The organism is uncultured Eudoraea sp. (assembly GCF_947490415.1).
GTDB lineage: Bacteria > Bacteroidota > Bacteroidia > Flavobacteriales > Flavobacteriaceae > Eudoraea.
On sequence record NZ_CANLGX010000007.1, the window covers coordinates 82,498 to 102,197 of the forward strand.

The window sequence follows — 19,700 nt, forward strand, 5'->3', positions numbered from 1 at the left end:
TCACAATTTTGGAATATTTGTCTTAGGATAAAATTTTATTAAACTATCCTTTCCCATAACTGCAGTGGGCACAGTAGCCGTTGCCTGAGGTTCCTCTGTTTTGACATTCTTATTCCTAAAAATCTTTTGCATTAGTTCCTTAAAACTATTGAAATCTACCTCGTAGGAAATACCAACCCCTTGTGTATAACCCTGTTGTTCTGACAAAAACTGTTGTATTTCATTTTCGCGATTAAAAATCTTGGCCCGCAGTGTTCCTTCTTCATTTAATAAAATCTGCACTTCCACGTCGCCCGCAACCACTGTTTCACTTACCCCTCCTACAGGAACCCCGAACCTACCATTAAATAAAACTTTGTCACTTATCTGGGTAGATACAGTTACCCCTATTCTGTCTTCAGTAGAAATATCGTTAGGATCCAGATAACCTTGCTCGTAAGTAACCCCAAAGTCAAACTTATCATTGCCGCCGCTGTCTAGAACCTGGTTTAATAAACCGGAGGCCGTTTGAATTAAGTTGCCAGTAACTGCCTGCTGGTTTATACCTGACCCCTCACTGACAAAAGTTCCCTGAGCAAGCAGGAAAAATGCATTTCGTTCTTCTATTGTCGGATCCTGGAGCCTGTATTCCAATTCAGATTTTACGGTAGAACTTGTGCCTGGAAATTCAATATTTAAATCAATTGTAGGTCTCTCTAACTGATCTGTTAGCCTAATAACCACATCCGTCGGTATTCGCCTGCTATATCCGGAATTATCAAGTAAAGGAGCCGGATTCGCGTTTAGGGAATATACGGCCTCCATGTTTAAAGTTGCATCAAGCGGTGCCCCGTCCCATACAATGCTTCCTCCCGGTTTAACACTAAAAGTCCTGTCGATAATTCCCCCAAATTTGTAATTATACGACCCGGTGACCACCACAAAATCGCCGTACATATTAAACTTACCATTGGTATTAATTTCTATAAAAACCAACCCTGCACCTGTCCCTTTTAAAGAACTTCCCGTTTTGGGGTCAATCACAATCTCAACCTCTGCATCTGGAGTTACATCCAAATCAAATCTTAGTTCTAATCCGTCGTATTCTTTGAGCTGGCGCTGGAAATCAATAGTCTCAACTTCATTTTTATCAATAAATGTGATAAAGGAATAATCCCCCACGGAGGTCACATCACTTATCGGTATCTTTAAAGATGTCCCCCTGGCTGTGGAACCTTCAAAATTAATGTTCATGGCATTAGACGGGCCAAAAATTCGTCCCGTACCATTAACAAAACCGGATCCATAGTAGAGTTTTTCTTCTTCAAATTCAGTATTTAGTATTAAAAACCTATCCCCACTGGTATTTATATCTAAATCAAAATTCCACTTCTTAAAGAAATAGTGCTTAATTGTACCGTCCAGAACGGCCTGGGTATTCAAAGCTACATCTATAAGTTTCACATTCTGGAAGTTAAAAGTCTGTTCATTTAACTTAACCACAGAGTTCGCCCCAAAATCATAGTCTACATTAAGATAAGGCACAGAAAGCCCTGCATTATTCATAGTTAAAAGTCCGTCAATATCAGGATTCCTTATATCCCCTTTTATTTGAGCATTGCCATTGAGCATTCCTCGAATATTGGAAATAATATCCTTGCCCAAAGGACTAAAAGGAGCCATATCAAAATTACTGAACGTAGCGACCAAATCTGCCTGAGGTATTTCCTGACCCCTTGTGACCTTGCCAAATACCCCAAATTTTTCAAGCCCGTTTTCCTTAATTTGGGAATTTACGGAAAACTCGGTAAGGTCGCGATTACCGACAATGCCAATGGTAAGGTTCCCCAGGTCTATGTCATTTACTCCAAATTCAGATATATCCAAATTACAAACGGGCAAGTAAATATTGTCCTTTTGAAGAACATTTAAGGTGCCATTGATCTCCCCTTTGAGCTTTAAACTGTCTATTGTAGGGGTTATTTTATTTAAGGATACTATTTTAAACTGAAGTTCCAAATCCTTATAAGTAGAATCTGCAAGTTGCCCTTTTAGCCTTATTTGTTCCCTGTTATCATTATTCATAACTATTTCTTCTATAGTAATACTATCCAGGGTACTATTAAAAATCACCTTGTTTTTGCTATCGCTTTCACGATTTAGAATCCATGTATTTCCTTTAAAACTTACGTCAGATTTTTTTAAGCCAATCACTGATTTATTATCCTGATTGAAAGTGTGGTAAAAATTTAAATTATAACTATCGTCATACTCACTACCTCCCTTAAATTCTGTTCTAAAAAACAGCGTGTCATTTAAGGTGGTATTAATCAGGTTAAAGTCTTTTAAATCATAATAAGGAGTTGAAACATCCTGGACAGCCAGATAGGTGTTAAAAAGAGGGTTTTTGTTATCAATCCTAAAATCAATACTGTCTAGTTCATTACCATAAGCCATAATATAAGGCGATTTGAAATTGAGTTTAAAATCTCCCTGATCTGCGATAATATTACCTCTGATAAAAGTATTTGGGCCAAACTCAACCTCCGGAAAAAAAACTTCAACTATTTTATTATAAATCTTAAAATTAAAGGCCATTTCCTGGCCTCCTGAAATTTCGTATGGTCTATAGTTTGTATAGATACTACCTATTGAATTTCGGACTAGTCTACCAAGCTCCCTTACTTTAAATTTACCCCTCATATATCCTGTAATAATATCGGGGGAATTTATTTCTATAGACCGGGTAGAATCTGCAGAAAATGTGGATTCAATTTTAAAATCTTCAAAGTAATACGTGTCATTTATGTTTTGATAATTTGTTTGGGTAAACTTAATATCCCCCTCAATACTTTGGAAGGAACTTCCTGTGATGTCCATACTTACATTGCCCTTAAATATGGATACACTGTCGTCTATAAAATTCAATATTTTCAGATCTGCATAATCTACCGAAGCATTAAAGTTGAAACTACTTTTATCTGTGCTAAAATCTGCAAGTCCTTCAAATCTAAATTGCAGGTTTTCATCATTACTGATTAAAGACCCGTCAAATAACTGATCCCTTAAAATACCGGAAATCTTTACATCTTTATAATCATACCCATTGAAAGTAATGTTATACACCTGTCCTAAAACTTCAGTATTCAGGTTCTTGCTTACAAAACCTTTACCTTCTACATTAACATCAATAGTTGTTTTACCCAAACTTTTATTATCCGTAAAACGACCCAAATCAAAATCAATTAAGGACACAAACCCTTTATAACTTGCATTGTCTATATTGTCAATTTCTGTTAGGGTAAGATCTACATAGCTGCTTCCTATGGCCGTGTTCAGGTTTGCTTGGGTTTCTATTGATTTTGGTGTAATAAATGCATCACCCCTAACTGTAAACTGTCCTAGCCTCTGGAAAGTAGAGGGAAGAGATTTTCCTAATATTTGAGGCAATAATGATCTCATTTGATAATAGCTGGTAGTAATATTCTTTATTTTGGCATCCAGCTCAAAAATACTGTCCTTTGAGAAAATATTTTTAAAATTAAAATCCCCTCTGATCCCTGTATTATCTGATTGTAGAAATAATTGTTCTACATTCAAATCATTTAACACCCCATTTAAAGTGGCAGAAAAATTTACTATTTTTTCTGAACCGAATTGGTCATACAGCATATTAATCTCATCCAATGCAACTGATGAATCTATAAAATCTGCATTTAAATTTACCTTGTCTATAAATTGTGCGAGGTCTTCCCTATTATAAGTAAATAACAAATTCCCAACAATATTAGATTTGGGGGTTTGGATTTGCAGGGAATCAAATCGCATCTGCTGTTTGGTGTATTTAAAATTTGTAGCCAGTTTTTCGACATCGATACCCAAAGCGCTTTTTAATGATAAACTTTCGATAACCGCAGTAACTTCCGGTCCGAGAATTTGAAAATCACCGGCATCTATGTTTAGGTCCCTGAAATTTAATATTTCAACTTTTTCCTTATTCATATCTGTTAACCGGAATGTGCTATTTTTTATTTGAACATCTGACGAAGAAAAATAAAAAGGTGGTGTGTTCGGGTCACGGGGTTTTTTATCATCCAGCTTGTCAACAAAAACTCCGAGATTATTATCTTTTTCTCCCTTATAAGTTTTTAGATTAAAAAGCAATCCTTCTATGTCTATATCTCCAAATTGTAATTTCCCATTAATAAGGTTTCGTATACTTAAAATGGAGGTAGACAGCTCTTGTATATATATCAGCGTGTCCTGCTTATAATCTTCAATATAAACATCCTTTAAAGCCGTGTCCCAGGAAATAAGGGAAATTCTAATTCTGTCTACATTAATATTGGTGCCAAACTCATCATTTATAGTGTCAGTAGCGTAACGCGCAAGCTTTGTCTGCACAGCAGGAATAGAAAGAACTATAGTCCCTACAACGCAAGCCAGCAGGAATACTAAAAGCGTTCTAACGAGTATTTTTCTCAGTTTTTTGATAGGGCTATTATGTTTTACCTTTGTGCTACCAATTTTTGTTCCAAACCATGAGTGATAAACAAAATATATATATTCTGGCTATTGAATCATCATGTGATGATACATCGGCCGCTGTTTTGTATAACGACAACATGCTTAGTAACGTGGTAGCCACGCAAAAAATTCATGAGGCATACGGTGGTGTTGTTCCGGAACTTGCATCAAGAGCACATCAGCAAAATATTGTTCCGGTAGTACACCAAGCGTTAGCCAAGGCAAATATCGACAAAAAACTAGTATCAGCCATAGCATTTACCCGCGGACCCGGACTACTAGGTTCATTACTAGTGGGGACTTCATTTGCCAAATCACTTTCATTGGGCCTAAACGTGCCATTAATAGAGGTTAATCACATGCAGGCACACATTTTAGCACATTTTATAAAAGAAGGCGATAAAAAAGTGCCCCCCTTTCCATTTTTAGCTTTAACCATTAGTGGCGGACACACTCAGATAGTTTTGGTCAATAATTATTTTGATATGGAAATTCTTGGGGAAACCCTTGATGATGCGGTTGGAGAAGCATTTGATAAGAGCGCAAAAATTCTTGGCTTACCATATCCCGGAGGACCATTAGTTGACAAGCATGCCGCAAAAGGGGATCCTATGGCTTTTCCTTTCCCAAAACCAAAGGTAAAAGGCCTAAACTTCAGTTTTAGTGGCTTGAAGACCAGCATCTTATATTTTATTCAAAGAGAAACTAGTAAAAATCCAAATTTTGTTGAAGAGAATTTGAATGATATATGTGCCTCGATTCAACATACCATTATAGGTATTTTGATGGATAAGCTTAAAAAAGCTGCCGCTCAAACCGGGATAAAAGAAATAGCGATAGCAGGTGGCGTCTCTGCTAATTCCGGAATAAGAAAGGCATTACAGGAAAGTGAAATCAAATACGGATGGAACACATATATTCCAAAATTTGAATACTGTACCGATAATGCGGCAATGATTGGTATTGTTGGCTATTTAAAGTATCTTGATGGTAAATTCAGCGACCAGCGTATTGCGGCAAAGGCGAGATATGTGATATAATTATATCCAATTAGAAATGGCCTTTGAATTAGAAGTGAAAAGGATCTGGTCAGGATTAGAATTCGTCAACATAAAATTAAATAGCAATTAACTAATTTTTTCTTTTTTTAACTATGCAACTTTTCTACAACCCTTCGCTGGATAATAGCGCAAATCTGTTCTCTTTTGATAAAGAAGAAAGTAAACATATTGTAAAAGTTTTGCGCAAAAAAGAAGGAGACGAACTTTATATCACTAATGGCAAAGGTGATTTGTTTACTGCCAAAATACTAGCTGCGGATATAAATATGTGCAAAGCGGCAATAATTTCGACGCAAAAGAGGCATCCTAAAATGTTTCGGCTCCACCTCGCCGTTGCTCCTACCAAAAGCGCTGAACGCTACGAATGGTTTCTTGAAAAAGCAACGGAAATTGGTGTTCATGAAATTACTCCCATCCTTTGCGATCATTCAGAGCGGAAAATTCTTAAAATGGAGAGGCTACAAAAAGTAGTTCAGTCGGCCATGAAACAATCACTGCGGACGTACCTGCCTAAAATAAATAATCCGGTTTCTTATACAGAATTTATAGCACAAGACCATAAAGAACTCTTGTTTATTGCCCATTGTGAAGATGAAGAGAAACTGGACCTAAAACGATGCGTCGCCGCAGATAAGGATGTAACTATTTTAATAGGTCCCGAAGGGGATTTCTCTCATAAGGAGATAAAAGAGGCTTATAAAAAAGGTTTTTTACCAATATCCCTTGGTGAAGCCCGACTTAGAACTGAAACAGCTGCTATAGTTGCCTGTACCGCTGTAGCATTAATTAATAGATGATCCTAAAAGCCGTTAAGTCTTAATTTATTTATAGGTCACAGCGTTCAATTTAAACTTGAAACCTAAATTTTGAATTATTGCTTAGGGGAAAGATTTTTAGAAATGAATTTTTTTATGGTGATTATAGTATCTTTAGAAACGTGACAAGTGACCCTTTTTTATGAAATTACTTCCCCTATTTTTAACAATTTTGTGGATAGTCAATGTTAATTCACAGGAAATCGCAATTTTAAAATACAATGGTGGCGGCGACTGGTATGCGAATCCAACAGCCTTACCTAACCTTATCAGATTTTGTAACGAAAATATTGATACAGAAATTGAGCCACGACCTCAAACTGTGGACGTGGGCAGCTCAGAAATATTTCAGTATCCCATCTTACATATGACTGGTCATGGCAACGTTTTCTTTACCCAGGATGAAGCGGATAACCTAAGAACATACCTTCTTTCTGGAGGATTTATGCATATTGACGATAATTACGGTATGGAGCCTTATTTAAGAAAAGAACTTATCAAAGTTTTTCCTCAGAAGGAACTCGTTGAGATTGCCGCAGACCACCCGATTTTTAAATCAAAATATGAATTTCCTAAAGGCTTACCAAAGATTCATGAACATGATGGAAAAAGACCACAGGCATTAGGCATTTTTCATGAAAACAGGCTACTGTTGTTATTCACCTATGAGTCAGACTTGGGTGATGGCTGGGAAGATCCGGAAGTACACAATGATTCTGAGGAAGTGCGCCTCAAAGCACTTCAGATGGGTGCTAATATTATACATTATGCATTTAAAAATTAAACTATGAATTCGAAGATGATTTCAGATGGAATATTGAGGGCTGTGGCAGTTATTATTGCGGTTCTTATTATTTGTTATTTCTTTTTCAAAATCAGCACACTCTTGATCTATATAGCCATAGCAGTGGTTATTTCACTTATTGGAAGGCCTGTGGTGGTATTCCTAAAAACAAGGTTAAAGATGAGAAGCACGCTGGCTGTGATTTTAACCATGGTACTTTTTTTGGGGATTGTAATCGGAATAGTTTCAATGTTTATACCCTTATTGATAAAACAAGGACAAAACCTTTCCCTCTTAAATATTGATGCATTACAAGAAAATATTGAAAACCTTTACCGGGAGGTGACTAACTATTTTGGTATTACCACTGTAGATATTAAAATGCAGCTTCGGGAATCCAAGATATTTTCAAAAATCAATTTTAGTGTTATTCCGGAATTTTTAAATTCTATCGTAAGTCTTTTAGGAAGTTTAAGTATTGGTCTGTTCTCAGTGCTATTTATTGCTTTCTTTTACCTTAAGGACAGCAAACTTCTACAGGAGAATTTAATGGTCCTTATTCCTGATGACAAGGAACCCAGGTTAAAAAAATCAATGCACACCATAAAACTACTTTTATCAAGGTATTTTGGAGGATTGGTACTTCAAATCTCAATATTATTCGTTATCTATACCGCAGTTCTTTTAATCTTTGGCATTGAAAATCCTGTGGTCATAGCCTTTCTTTGTGCCCTTTTGAATCTTATCCCCTATATAGGACCTGTTATTAGTGCTTTTTTAATGGCACTGTTAACCATGACCAGTAATTTAGGAGCCGATTTCAGCACGGTAATTTTACCTAAAACTATATATGTCATGATGGGTTTTGCAATCGGGCAGTTGGTTGATAATTTTTTCTCTCAGCCATTTATTTTTTCCAATAGTGTAAAATCTCACCCCCTGGAAATTTTCCTTATCATAATCACTGGCGGACTCCTCTTTGGTATCACAGGAATGATCATTGCAGTACCTGGTTATACCGTAATAAAAGTAATTTTGAAGGAGTTTTTTGCCGAAAATAAGATCGTGAAGTCTTTGACAAAAAATTTATAGTTTTACTTTGAATAAGAATATCTTAAGCACTGGTGTACAGAATTATATAAATAATAATTTAAATACTGACATCATGTCAGTATTGCTTAAAAAGAGTAATTTTGATGCAATTTCTTCAAAAGAACTGGCGCAGCAGATTGAAGGTAAAAAAAAATGCGCTGTTAAGCTTCCAACATGGTTCAGAACTGCAGAAATATACTTTCCTTCAAAGTTAAATATTGAACAATCTTCCTCAGAAAATACAGCTATCTATAAGGCAGGTTTACTTAATGGTAAATCTCTTTTGGATGTAACCGGTGGGTTTGGTGTGGATAGTTATTTTTTTAGTCAAAGAATACGCGAAGTCATTCTATGTGAAATTAATAAAGAATTATCTGAAATTACTGCGCATAATTTAAAAGTACTTGGAGCAGATGGTATTAAAGTTGTAAATACTGATGGAATAGAATATTTAAAAAAGTCTGATAAAATATATGATTGGATTTATATAGACCCCTCCAGAAGAGATAAAACCAAGGGCAAAGTATTTAAATTATCGGATTGTTCTCCGGACATTACGGAACATTTAGATCTATTGAAGGAAAAATCAAAAGCTATCCTCTTAAAGACCTCTCCCCTCTTAGATATTGCCATGGGACTCAAGGAATTAAAAAGTGTTGAAGAAATTCATGTAGTTGCGTTGAATAATGATGTTAAGGAAATACTATGGGTCCTTAAGGACCAATATCATGCAGAGCCATTAATAAAAACAATAAATATCAAAAAACCACAGGATGAGTTTTTTGCATATAAACGCTCAAGTGAATATTTAACCAAATCTGACTTCTCCGAGCCACTGGACTTCCTGTATGAGCCAAACGCAGCTATTCTAAAGGCCGGGGCTTTTAAAACCATAGGAAATGAATTCCATTTAAAAAAGTTACACGAACATACGCATTTATACACCTCGGAAAAGCTGGTTAAATTTCCCGGGAGAGTTTTTAAAATACTTTCTGTTAACCCATATAATAAAAAGTCAATAGCTGCCCTTAATATTGGAAAAGCAAATGTTACCATTCGCAACTTCCCAATATCGGTGGCTGATATTAGAAAGAAACATAAAATACCGGAAGGCGGGGAACTCTATCTATTTTTTGTTAAGGATCTTAATAATAAGCTCCAGATTCTTAAATGTGTGAAGACTTAGCAAAAATATTTTTCGGTATATTTAGATAATTAAACCACCTAAGTATAATTATTGATCATAAATACATGGAACCCAAAACATTCAACATTAACAGGAGAAATTTTCTTAAAGGTGCTACAGCAGCGGCCGTATTATCTTCATTCGGAACATATGGATTTGAACTTATGTACAGAGATAAGCCCTGGCGAGTAGGACTTATTGGTGCCGGTTGGTACGGCAGCAGCGATCTTTTCAAGCTCATACAGGTGGCTAATGTAGAAGTTATAGCTATATGTGATGTAGACAGCAATTTTGTTGAGAACACGGCCAATCTCGTGGCCCAGCGTCAGAGATCAGGTAAAAAACCTAAAAAATATTCGGATTATCGGGAAATGCTGGCAAAAGAGGGTCTTGAAATTGTATTGATAGGCTCCCCGGACCATTGGCATGCACTCCAATGCATTGATGCCCTGAAGGCGGGGGCTCACGTTTATGTTCAAAAACCTATTAGTGTTGATGTAATTGAAGGGGAAGCCATGGTAGCTGCCGCACGAAAGTATAATAGAGTTGTGCAAGTGGGGACGCAGCGCAAAAGCACTCCCCACTTAATACACGCCAAAAAAAATATTGTAGACACCGGGATGCTTGGAAAAATTTCTCATGTTGAGATGTGTTGTTATTTCCATATGCGTGCCAATGGAAATCCTCCCGTTCAGGAAGTCCCGGATTTTCTGGATTATGAAATGTGGACAGGGCCCGCCCCGCTTAGACCATATGATGGCTTGCCGCACAAAAGATGGTGGCGGACTTTTATGGAATATGGTAATGGAATAATGGGTGATATGTGTGTTCATATGCTGGATACGGTTAGATGGATGCTGGACCTGGATTGGCCCAACCGCATAAGTTCTACCGGAGGTATCTATGTTCAAAAGGACGGTAAATCCAATATTGCAGATACACAATCGGCTATTTTTGAATATGATGATCTCAACTGCATCTGGCAGCACAGAAGTTGGGGGACGCCAGATGACCCGGAATACCCCTGGTCATTTAAATTATTTGGTGAAAAGGGAACACTTTCCGGGAGTACTATGAAGTACGATTTTGTTCCATACGGGGATGGTAAACCAATACACATGGATGTAGTATACGAAAAAGAGAAATATCCCGAAGATTTAACGGAAAAGGACATAGAACTTAATGCGGCTCCGGCCACGAGGTTGCATATGCTCGATTTTCTGGCGGCTATAGATAAAGGAACAAAACCGGTTGCAGATATTTTGGACGGTCACATTTCAACAGCCAGTTGTATTCTTGCAAATATGTCTATGGAAGTTAAAAGACCTTTGATCTATGACCCTAAAAATTTTGTGGTAGTTAATGATTTAGAAGCGACAAAATTATTGCAAAGACCTTATCGCAGTCCATACGAACATCCCCATCCGAACCAGTTTATTTGATTGAAATTCGGTTATATTAAAATTGGAGCGTCCATTCGTACAGATGCTGAGTCCACCTGCTAAGACTTTGGTGCTTCGTGGCTAATGAGAAGCCATGCCCTCCTTCCGGATAAATATGAAGTTCTGCCGGCACTCCTTTTTGGTTTAGAGCCCGAAAAAATAACAGACTGTTCTGAGGCGGCACAGCTTTATCATCTGCTGCATGGAAAAGAATTGTTGGAGGCGTATTCTCTGAAACCTGAAGTTCATTTGAAAAGTACCTAATACTTTCATTATCCGGCTCATCACCCAATAGGGCCTTTTTTGATCCGCTATGGACTAAAGAATCAGAAAAGGATATCACGGGATAAACCAATGCCATATAATCGGGTCGGGCACTTAATAAATCGGCACCGTCTACATACTTATATACCTCATCATCAAAATGAGTCCCAAGCGTAGATGCAAGATGCCCGCCAGCAGAAAATCCAATAATGCCTATCTTGTTATCATCAATATTCCAGTTTTTTGCCATATACCGTGTAAGCCTCATGGCCCTTTGTGCATCCTGCAAAGGAACAAACTGGTTATTTTCCAAGGATTTTGAAATAGGTAACCTATACTTTACCACTATTCCTGCAATTCCTTTTGAATTCAAAAATTTGGCAATATCACTACCCTCCCAGTCATAAGCAAGAATATGGTACCCCCCTCCCGGGAAAATTAACATTGCCTTACCCGTACTATTGGCTTCAGATGGTAAATACACCTCTATTTGGGGATATTGCACATAACTTATCCTTTGAATAGCACCTTTTTCGAGTATCTCGACTTCATCAGATTCAATTCGGTTGGGAACAGCATCTGCAGGCCAAAGAGGCAAAATGGTGTCCTGGGGATAAGCACAATGCATAAGCATAAATGAAATTAAAAAAGCATATATTATCCTAATCTTTTGACTGTTTTTCTTTGGTTTAGCCATCTCTGAAATTTGTCTAATTACATTCCCATTTAAAATCTGCAATGCGGTCATTGGAAGCACTGGAGAGGTTGTAATGCCACCACTCCGTCCTTACTGACCAAAATCCGTATTTTTCCATAGTTTCCTTTAAGACCTTTCTGTTTTTCAGGATTTCCTTAGGTAAATCGGTATTATCGTGATATGCCTTTTTACCAAAGAAATCAAAATCGGTGCCCATATCCAATTCATCTCCGCTTAATGTTTCCAGGGTAATATCTACGGCACCCCCTTTATTATGGATGGAACCCTTAACAGGATTCGCCACATACTGCGGGTTCGGGACAATCTCCCACATTTTATACTGCACAGAATTAGGCCGGTAGCAATCATAAAACTTAATTTTGTATCCCTGCTTTATAAAATCATTGTTTGCCTTAATTAAGGCCTTTGCGGTCTTTACTCGCGTATAGCATTCTGCACAGTTGTAAACTTTGGCTTTTAAAAAATTGTTTTCTGTGGCATATCTAAGATCATATTCAAAGTCACTGCTATAGTCGGCTAAACGCACGAAAGTAGTATCAGCTATGTCAACTAAAGATTTGAGCGCGTCTTCCCTGGGAGCAATTCTTGATTGTGTTTGTGCGTCCAAAACAATAACTGAATCTGATTCGGTATCTAATACCTTCTCTTTTACCGATTTTTCTTTGCACGCGGTAAAGAGGATAATAAAACAAAAAAATGTGATGGTTTTCAAAAGTGATTTCGGCAATTGAATAGTTTAATTACGAAGTTAGAGAAAATTAAAAACACATGTACTTCTAATAACTCATTTCTATTCTAAAGTATTTTTTTCAAAAATTTTCCCAGATTCAAATTATAATGTCTGATGTGGACTGCATGAGATAAAAATCAGATCGAATAATGATTCAATTTAGTTAGAGATTCTATTAATTTTTGAGGAACTTTATGGATGAATACACACCCATGCGTAAAAACATTACATATTGGATTAAAATTATTCTTTTATTGGTTCTCCTGCAGTCCTGTAAATCGACAACTACCTTAATGAAACAGGAAGCTACTCTGGCTGACAAAATGGGAAGCAGACAAACTGAATACTTATACAACAGAATTAAAGAGATTGCCAAAGTCGGTTATGCATTTGGACACCAGGATGCCACGGCTTATGGTATGGGCTGGAAAAACGATGGTAGTATAAAAAGAAGTGATGTTCATGATGTCTCCGGAGCGTATCCCGCAGTTTACGGCTTTGAATTAGGGCATATAGAATTGGGACATTCAATAAATCTTGATACCGTAGATTTTAAACTAATGCAAAAGCTCATCCAAAGAGCTCATAAGATGAGAGGAATCGTCACCTTAAGCTGGCATCCTGATAATCCGGTATCAAAAAAAAGTGCCTGGGATACTACCGCTGCGGTTACTGAAATCCTTAAAGGAGGAAATTTACACAATGAATACAAGGAATGGCTCTCTAAACTGGCGAACTTTATGAACGAGCTTAAAGATGAATCAGGCAATAGCATTCCTGTCGTTTTCAGGCCATTTCATGAAATGAATGGTGACTGGTTCTGGTGGGGTAAAGGCAATTGCAGCCCGGAAGAATATATTAGTCTTTGGAGAGAAACCTTTGATATTCTTACCAAGGAATATAGCGTTCACAATATGCTTTATGCCTACTCCCCTAATACCTTAGAAAAAAAAGAGGATTATCTTAAATATTATCCAGGTGATTTATATGTAGACATATTGGGAATTGACATCTATCAACACGGCAGCTCTGAAGAGTTTATTGAGGCCCTTAAAAACGATATTGGTCTGTTACAAAAAATAGCGACCGATAAAAACAAACCGTATGTTCTTTCAGAGGCTGGCTTAAATGAAATCCCAATTGCCAACTGGTGGACCGAGGTTCTAGATCGGCATATAGCCAAAAGCGGGATTTCCTGGGCTTTATTTTGGAGAAATGCGTGGCCAAACCACTATTTTGCTCCATATCCCGGACAAGCCAGTGCATCAGATTTTATTTTATATAAAAATTTATCACATGTCTTATTTCTGAATGATGTTAAAAAAATCAGGTAGCAAAGACAAAAAACCAGCCGAGAAGCGAGATATAAGTCATGACAAATTTATAAAGCAATCAGTACAGGAACTTGCAAATATTCTAAGCTTTTGGCAATTAAATACAGTCGATAATTCCTTCAGTGGCTTTTATGGAAGGCGCGATCATTTTAACAGGCTTATCCCAAAAGCTCATAAAGGAATTATACTTAATACACGGATTCTTTGGTCTTTTTCAGCAGCAGGAAATTTTTATGGCAATAACCAATATCTGGAGATTTGTGGCCGGGCTTTTTCTTATTTAAAAGACAAATTTAAAGATGAGGAATATGGCGGGGTGTATTGGATGGTGGATTACAAAGGCTTCCCATCAATAACAAGAAAACAAACTTACGCCCAGGCTTTTACCATTTATTCCCTTGCTGAATACTATAAATATTCCCGGGACCAAAATGCACTGGACTGGGCATTTGAAATTTTTTATCAATTAGAGAGAATAGCTCTGGACCATAATTCAGGGGGGTATATTGAATGCTTTACACGCGATTGGGAGCCCATAGAGGATATGAGACTCAGTGAAAAGGATCTCAATGCCAGTAAGACGATGAATACCCATTTGCATATTCTTGAGGCCTACACTACCTTATTCGAAGTAAGCAGGAATGAAAAAGTAGGCAGCGCCCTCGAGAATTTAATCTATTTGGTTTTAGACAAATTCTTGACGAAAGATGGCCACTTTAAATTATTTTTTAGCAGCGACTGGAACTCTTTGTCTACCGAAGCATCTTTCGGGCACGATATTGAAGCCGCCTGGTTATTGATTAATGCCGCTCGTGAATTGGGCAATAAAGAGTTAATTATATCTACAGAATCCATAGCAGTTTCCATAGCCGATTCTTTCTTAAAGAATGCCCTGGATTGTGATTATGGAGTTTATAACAACATGGATTTGCACACTAAGCAAGTAGACACGGATAAACACTGGTGGCCACAGGCCGAGGCCATTGTTGGTTTATTGTATGTGTGGAATATAACGGGAATAAATAAATACCTTGATATTGCCAGTGGCATCTGGACTTTTATTGAACAAACAATTATAGACAAAACAAATGGGGAATGGTTTTTTAGGGTTAATAAAGAAGGTGTACCTTATGAGAATGAAAATAAGGTTGGTCCCTGGAAATGTCCCTACCACAACAGCAGGGCTTGCATGGAAATTGCAAGGCTATTGAAACAACCCGGATTGAACTAAAAACAACAAATAATTTAAACAAATGAAAACAAGTATCCTATTATTGCTAATTTTTTGTTCTTTAACGGCTATCTCCTGTAAGGAGAATAATAAAGAAAAACCTAAGGCAACGGTTAGTGAGGCAGATATATGGATGCTTGGCTTCGAAAAAACGGATATAAATCCTATTATGACAGCAGATTCCAGTTATGTTTTCATGGACCCCGTAACAAAAGAGGATGTACAATGGCAAAAAGCCGATGTATTTAACCCCGCGGCCGTGGTGCGGAATGACACTGTTTTTATGCTCTTTAGGGCCGAGGATAACCCTGAAGCCATTTTGGGAGGAAGAACCTCACGCATTGGTCTTGCATACAGCACAGACGGAATAAATTTCAGCAAATACCCCGAACCGGTTTTATATCCAAAAGAAGATGAATTTCAGAAGTGGGATTACCCCGGGGGCATCGAAGATCCAAGAGTAGTTGAAATGCCCGACGGGACTTACCTAATGATGTATACGAGCTGGAACAAAGATGTGGCCAGATTGTCAAGTGCTACATCAAAAGACCTTAAGAATTGGACCAAGCATGGGCCGGTTTTTGAAAGTTTTCAAAAAGGGAAATTTAATAATATCTGGAGTAAATCCGGATCAGTAGTAACAGAGTTAAAAAATGGACGGCTAATCGCTAAAAAAGTAAATGGTAAATTTTTAATGTATTGGGGAGAGTTATTTGTCAATTTAGCACAATCTGAGGACGGTATCGATTGGGAGCCTTATTTGGATAAAGAAGGTGAACTATTGCATGTTTTTACTCCTTCTATTGGTGAATTTGACAGTCATTTAACCGAACCCGGACCTCCTGCGCTTTATACGGAACATGGAATACTTTTGCTTTACAATGGCAAAAATCTAAGTGGAGAAGGCTCCAGTAATAAAGTAGCTGAGGGCACTTATTGCGGAGGTCAGGTATTATTTGATGTTAAAGATCCATCCCGGTTTATCAAAAGACTTGAGGAGCCGTTTATATGCCCGAGTCTACCGCATGAAACCAGCGGGCAGTACAAGGCGGGGACCACTTTTATTGAAGGTTTGGTCTTTTATAAAAATAAATGGTTTCTTTATTATGGTACGGCTGACAGTATGGTAGGATTGGCTGTGAAATCGGATTAAAATGAATTTGAATATAAGTTTCCTGTTACTTCTATTATTCCTGGGGTGTGATACTAAAGAGGAAGGTGGAACAACAGTAAAACGGCCAAATATTGTTTTAATTATAGCAGATGACCAGGGATGGGGCGATCTAAGTATAAGCGGCAACAGCAATCTCAGCACGCCTAATATTGATGCGCTGGCCCAAAATGGTGTTTCTTTTGAAAATTTCTATGTTCAGCCTGTTTGTTCTCCTACCAGGGCCGAGATACTATGCGGCAGGCAATTTCAAAGACTTGGAGTTTATGGCACTTCTGCCGGCGGTGAAAGGCTGAATCTGGACGAAACCACAATTGCTGAGGTATTTAAAAAGGCAGGTTACCAAACAGCAGCCTATGGCAAATGGCACAGTGGCATGCAACCCCCTTACCATCCTAATTCACGAGGATTTGATGACTTTTATGGTTTTGCTTCCGGGCATTGGGGTAATTATTTTGATCCGCTCATAGAGCATAACGGCAAACTGGTAAAAGGAAAAGGGTTTTTGGCAGATGATCTCACCAATAGAGCCCTGGAATTTATAATTAAGAATAAGGAAAAGCCCTTTTTACTTTATGTTCCCTATAACACACCTCATAGCCCAATGCAGGTTCCAGACAAGTATTGGAATAAATTCAAGGATAAGGTATTAACTGAAAAACACCGGGATACCATTATTGAGGATCCCAACTTTACAAGGGCCGCACTTGCCATGGTGGAGAATATTGATGATAATGTTGGCAGGATAATAAATAAACTCCAGGAATTAAATTTAGAGGAAAATACCATTATCGTATACCTCTCAGACAATGGTCCCAACGGATGGCGTTGGAATGCCGGAATGCGCGGTAAAAAAGGTTCTGTAGACGAAGGTGGTGTGCGTAGTCCTTTGTTTATCAGTTGGAAAAACACCATCCCAACTTCCAAAAACATAACTCAGATAACAAGCGCTATTGATATCCTACCTACTTTGGCCGGTTTAGCCGGTATTGAGGTAAAAACTCAAAAACCCCTGGATGGACTTAATACGGAGCCCCTGATTTTTGAAGAAAATCCTTCCTGGGAATCCCGATTTATTTATAACCAATGGAATGATAAAACCAGCGTGAGATCACAGGAATTTCGATTGGATGATGAAAACCGGCTTTACCATATTCCATCAGATTTAGGCCAGACACGCGATGTGGCCAAAGATTACCCCGAGGTGTATATCTCTCACTTAAACGCAAAAGAGAATTGGCAAAAAGAAGTGCCTGTTGCTTCTAAGGCAATAAGGCCATTTACCATGGGGCATTCAAAATTTATAACTACCCAACTCCCTGCACGTGACGGAATTGCTCATGGTGGAATTAAACGAAGCAACAAATATCCAAATTGTTCCTTTTTTACAAATTGGAAGAATCTTGGCGATTCCATCACCTGGGATGTAGAGGTTTTGTCAGATGGTGACTATGAAGTTATTCTGTATTATACCTGTACTAAAAAAAATGTTGGATCTACCATCCTGCTTGAATTAGATTCCGATAGTCTTAGTAAAAAGATTACTGAATATCATGATACGCCACTCAGCGGTATGGAAAATGACCGGATTCCCCGAATTGAATCCTATATAAAAGATTTTAAACCTGTTTCCATGGGAATAATGAAATTAAAAAAAGGTAAAGGGCAACTTACCCTTCGGGCATCGGAAATAATTGGTGAAGAGGTTATAGATTTTCGATTGCTGCTTTTTAATAAGTTGAATTAGATTTTAATCTATAGTATAAAACAAGTCATCACTATCCGTATAACCAATCCGAACAGCCTTTGCAATAAATGAAACTTTCTTGTCTAAAGGTTGAGAAAAAATATGCCAGCTGACATCCCCGGGTTGTTTCCATATAATGGTAGCATCTGATTTTTTTGAAATCAGATTAATTTTTTCCCCTTTTTCAACCATTTGAAGTGGTTCTAATTTAGGTGGTTCTCCATTTGGACACCACATTTCCATCAAATCTTTTTCTGGATATCTGCCCAAATCATTGGTTTCTTTGATCCAGGTGTTTAAAACCGTTCTCAGATGAACCAAAGTATCCTGCCATTGTGTTTGGTCTGAAAGATTCACTAATTCATAAGGATCATTTTGCGTATCGTATAATTCCTCCTCTGGTTTGGGTCTTCTGAACCATAAAGAAGCAAGAGAGTCCAATTTTCCGGAAGCCTGCAAAGACATCATATTTTGCATCATAGGCATTTGTTCCCGGTATTTAACCGCCATTGCATTTGATATATCGGTATTGTAATTCCTGATATACTTAAATCTCTTAGTTCGAACGGCGCGTAATTTATCATACATTTCGTCAAACCTGTCTGAAGTGGCGAAAACATACTTGCTTGCCGTACTGTCTTTATAAACTCCAAATCGTGCCTTGCCCTGCATGACCTTCGGAGGGTTTATGCCCGCCCAGGAAAGAAGGGTTGGGGCAAAATCTATAAAACTTAAAAGTTGGTCATCGTAACTGCCTTTTTTTAAATTATCCTGAAATTTAATAACCAAAGGCAGTTTTATACCCGTATCATACAAAGCGCGTTTATGCCTTGGAAAGGGACCCCCATGATCCCCATAAAAGAAAATAATACTGTTCTCATATAGGCCGTCTTCCTTTAATTGATTAATAATTGCACCCAATTGTTCATCCAAACGTTTTAAGTTGGAGTAATTAACCGCCAGATCATGGCGAATAACATCATTATCAGGAAAATATGGTGGAACGGTTATGGAATCTGGTGAAACGAATAATTCTTCTTCTCCTTGTTTCCAGATACCTGATTCATGACAAACATTAAAATTAAAAACGGAAAAAAAAGGAGCGGCTTTAGGCCTGTTCCTCCAATGTGCAGTTGAACTGCTTTCATCCCAACCAGATTCGGGGGCTTTAAAATTGTAATCCTCTTTGGCGTTATTAGTGCAGTAATAACCTTCTTTTCTCAAGTATTCTGTAAACATTTTAACTCCGTCCGGAACTATAGGGGAATAACTGGGAATCCCTATAGATGGCTGATTCTCCATAGAATAGGCATTATAAGTGCGCATATTATGAGTACCTAATGTAGTTGGGTACATCCCTGTTATAATGGCACTTCTGGTAGGGGCACAAACCGGTACAGGCGTATAGGCATTTGTAAAAACTACACCATCCGAAGAAAGCGATTCAATATTAGGCAGAGCGATTGTACTATCACCGTACATCGGAAAAAAATCGGGCGATTGATCCTCTGCGACCAACCAGATAATGTTTGGCTTAATTTGGGCTTCACTTTGTATTTCATTATTTTTACATCCAGTCCCGAATGCAAAGAACATAGAACACCAAAGGATTGATCTAA

Annotated in this window: 14 protein-coding genes; 10 read left to right on the forward strand and 4 right to left on the reverse strand. The window is 37.7% G+C overall.

Annotated features, from left to right (window positions below; genetic code table 11):
• Entirely contained in the window at positions 1 to 4,383 is a 4,383-nt protein-coding gene (locus Q0874_RS15990; protein WP_367275453.1) for a translocation/assembly module TamB domain-containing protein, read from the reverse strand.
• 137 nt (positions 4,384 to 4,520) lie between these two features.
• On the opposite strand from Q0874_RS15990, the gene tsaD reads away from it, so the two are divergent.
• The 6 genes from tsaD (at position 4,521) to Q0874_RS16020 (ending at position 10,886) form a co-directional block, all read left to right on the forward strand.
• Positions 4,521 to 5,546 carry a tRNA (adenosine(37)-N6)-threonylcarbamoyltransferase complex transferase subunit TsaD gene (gene tsaD, locus Q0874_RS15995; RefSeq protein WP_299164522.1) on the forward strand — a complete coding sequence of 342 codons (1,026 nt, stop codon included), beginning with the start codon at positions 4,521 to 4,523 and terminating at the stop codon, positions 5,544 to 5,546.
• 113 nt (positions 5,547 to 5,659) lie between these two features.
• Positions 5,660 to 6,364 carry a 16S rRNA (uracil(1498)-N(3))-methyltransferase gene (locus Q0874_RS16000; protein ID WP_299164523.1) on the forward strand — a complete coding sequence of 235 codons (705 nt, stop codon included), beginning with the start codon at positions 5,660 to 5,662 and terminating at the stop codon, positions 6,362 to 6,364.
• A gap of 160 nt (positions 6,365 to 6,524) precedes the next feature.
• Positions 6,525 to 7,166, forward strand: a complete 642-nt coding sequence (locus tag Q0874_RS16005; protein ID WP_299164524.1) for a DUF4159 domain-containing protein — start codon at positions 6,525 to 6,527, stop codon at positions 7,164 to 7,166.
• A gap of 3 nt (positions 7,167 to 7,169) precedes the next feature.
• Positions 7,170 to 8,258: an AI-2E family transporter gene (locus Q0874_RS16010; RefSeq protein WP_299164525.1), complete on the forward strand. Its 1,089-nt coding sequence runs from the start codon at positions 7,170 to 7,172 to the stop codon at positions 8,256 to 8,258.
• A 73-nt stretch (positions 8,259 to 8,331) separates the two neighbouring features.
• On the forward strand, positions 8,332 to 9,444 hold the full coding sequence (locus Q0874_RS16015; RefSeq protein ID WP_367275454.1) for a class I SAM-dependent methyltransferase: 1,113 nt from the start codon (positions 8,332 to 8,334) through the stop codon (positions 9,442 to 9,444).
• A 65-nt stretch (positions 9,445 to 9,509) separates the two neighbouring features.
• The gene (locus Q0874_RS16020; protein ID WP_299164527.1) at positions 9,510 to 10,886 is read left to right on the forward strand and encodes a Gfo/Idh/MocA family oxidoreductase; all 1,377 of its coding nucleotides are present in this window, start codon (positions 9,510 to 9,512) and stop codon (positions 10,884 to 10,886) included.
• 16 nt (positions 10,887 to 10,902) lie between these two features.
• On the opposite strand, the gene Q0874_RS16025 is transcribed toward Q0874_RS16020, so the two are convergent.
• Positions 10,903 to 11,847, reverse strand: coding sequence for an alpha/beta hydrolase (locus Q0874_RS16025; RefSeq protein WP_299164528.1), 945 nt, complete (start codon positions 11,845 to 11,847; stop codon positions 10,903 to 10,905).
• 13 nt (positions 11,848 to 11,860) lie between these two features.
• A complete protein-coding gene (locus Q0874_RS16030; protein ID WP_299164529.1) occupies positions 11,861 to 12,595 on the reverse strand; it encodes a M15 family metallopeptidase in 735 nt (244 codons plus the stop codon).
• Between the two features lie 197 nt (positions 12,596 to 12,792).
• On the opposite strand from Q0874_RS16030, the gene Q0874_RS16035 reads away from it, so the two are divergent.
• From Q0874_RS16035 to Q0874_RS16050, 4 genes are read left to right on the forward strand one after another with little or no spacing between them, the layout of a single operon-like run.
• Positions 12,793 to 13,932 carry a glycoside hydrolase family 26 protein gene (locus Q0874_RS16035; protein ID WP_299164530.1) on the forward strand — a complete coding sequence of 380 codons (1,140 nt, stop codon included), beginning with the start codon at positions 12,793 to 12,795 and terminating at the stop codon, positions 13,930 to 13,932.
• Positions 13,910 to 15,163 (forward strand): AGE family epimerase/isomerase, encoded by a 1,254-nt coding sequence (locus Q0874_RS16040; RefSeq protein ID WP_299164531.1) that lies wholly within the window; start codon positions 13,910 to 13,912, stop codon positions 15,161 to 15,163. The genes Q0874_RS16035 and Q0874_RS16040 overlap by 23 nt, the downstream gene beginning before the upstream one ends.
• A 22-nt stretch (positions 15,164 to 15,185) precedes the next feature.
• Positions 15,186 to 16,316 carry a glycoside hydrolase family 130 protein gene (locus Q0874_RS16045; RefSeq protein ID WP_299164532.1) on the forward strand — a complete coding sequence of 377 codons (1,131 nt, stop codon included), beginning with the start codon at positions 15,186 to 15,188 and terminating at the stop codon, positions 16,314 to 16,316.
• A gap of 1 nt (position 16,317) precedes the next feature.
• Positions 16,318 to 18,081 carry an arylsulfatase gene (locus Q0874_RS16050; protein WP_299164533.1) on the forward strand — a complete coding sequence of 588 codons (1,764 nt, stop codon included), beginning with the start codon at positions 16,318 to 16,320 and terminating at the stop codon, positions 18,079 to 18,081.
• 3 nt (positions 18,082 to 18,084) lie between these two features.
• Here the strand turns inward: Q0874_RS16050 and Q0874_RS16055 are convergent, their stop codons facing one another.
• Positions 18,085 to 19,677, reverse strand: a complete 1,593-nt coding sequence (locus Q0874_RS16055; RefSeq protein WP_299164534.1) for a sulfatase — start codon at positions 19,675 to 19,677, stop codon at positions 18,085 to 18,087.
• Positions 19,678 to 19,700: the final 23 nt, after the last annotated feature.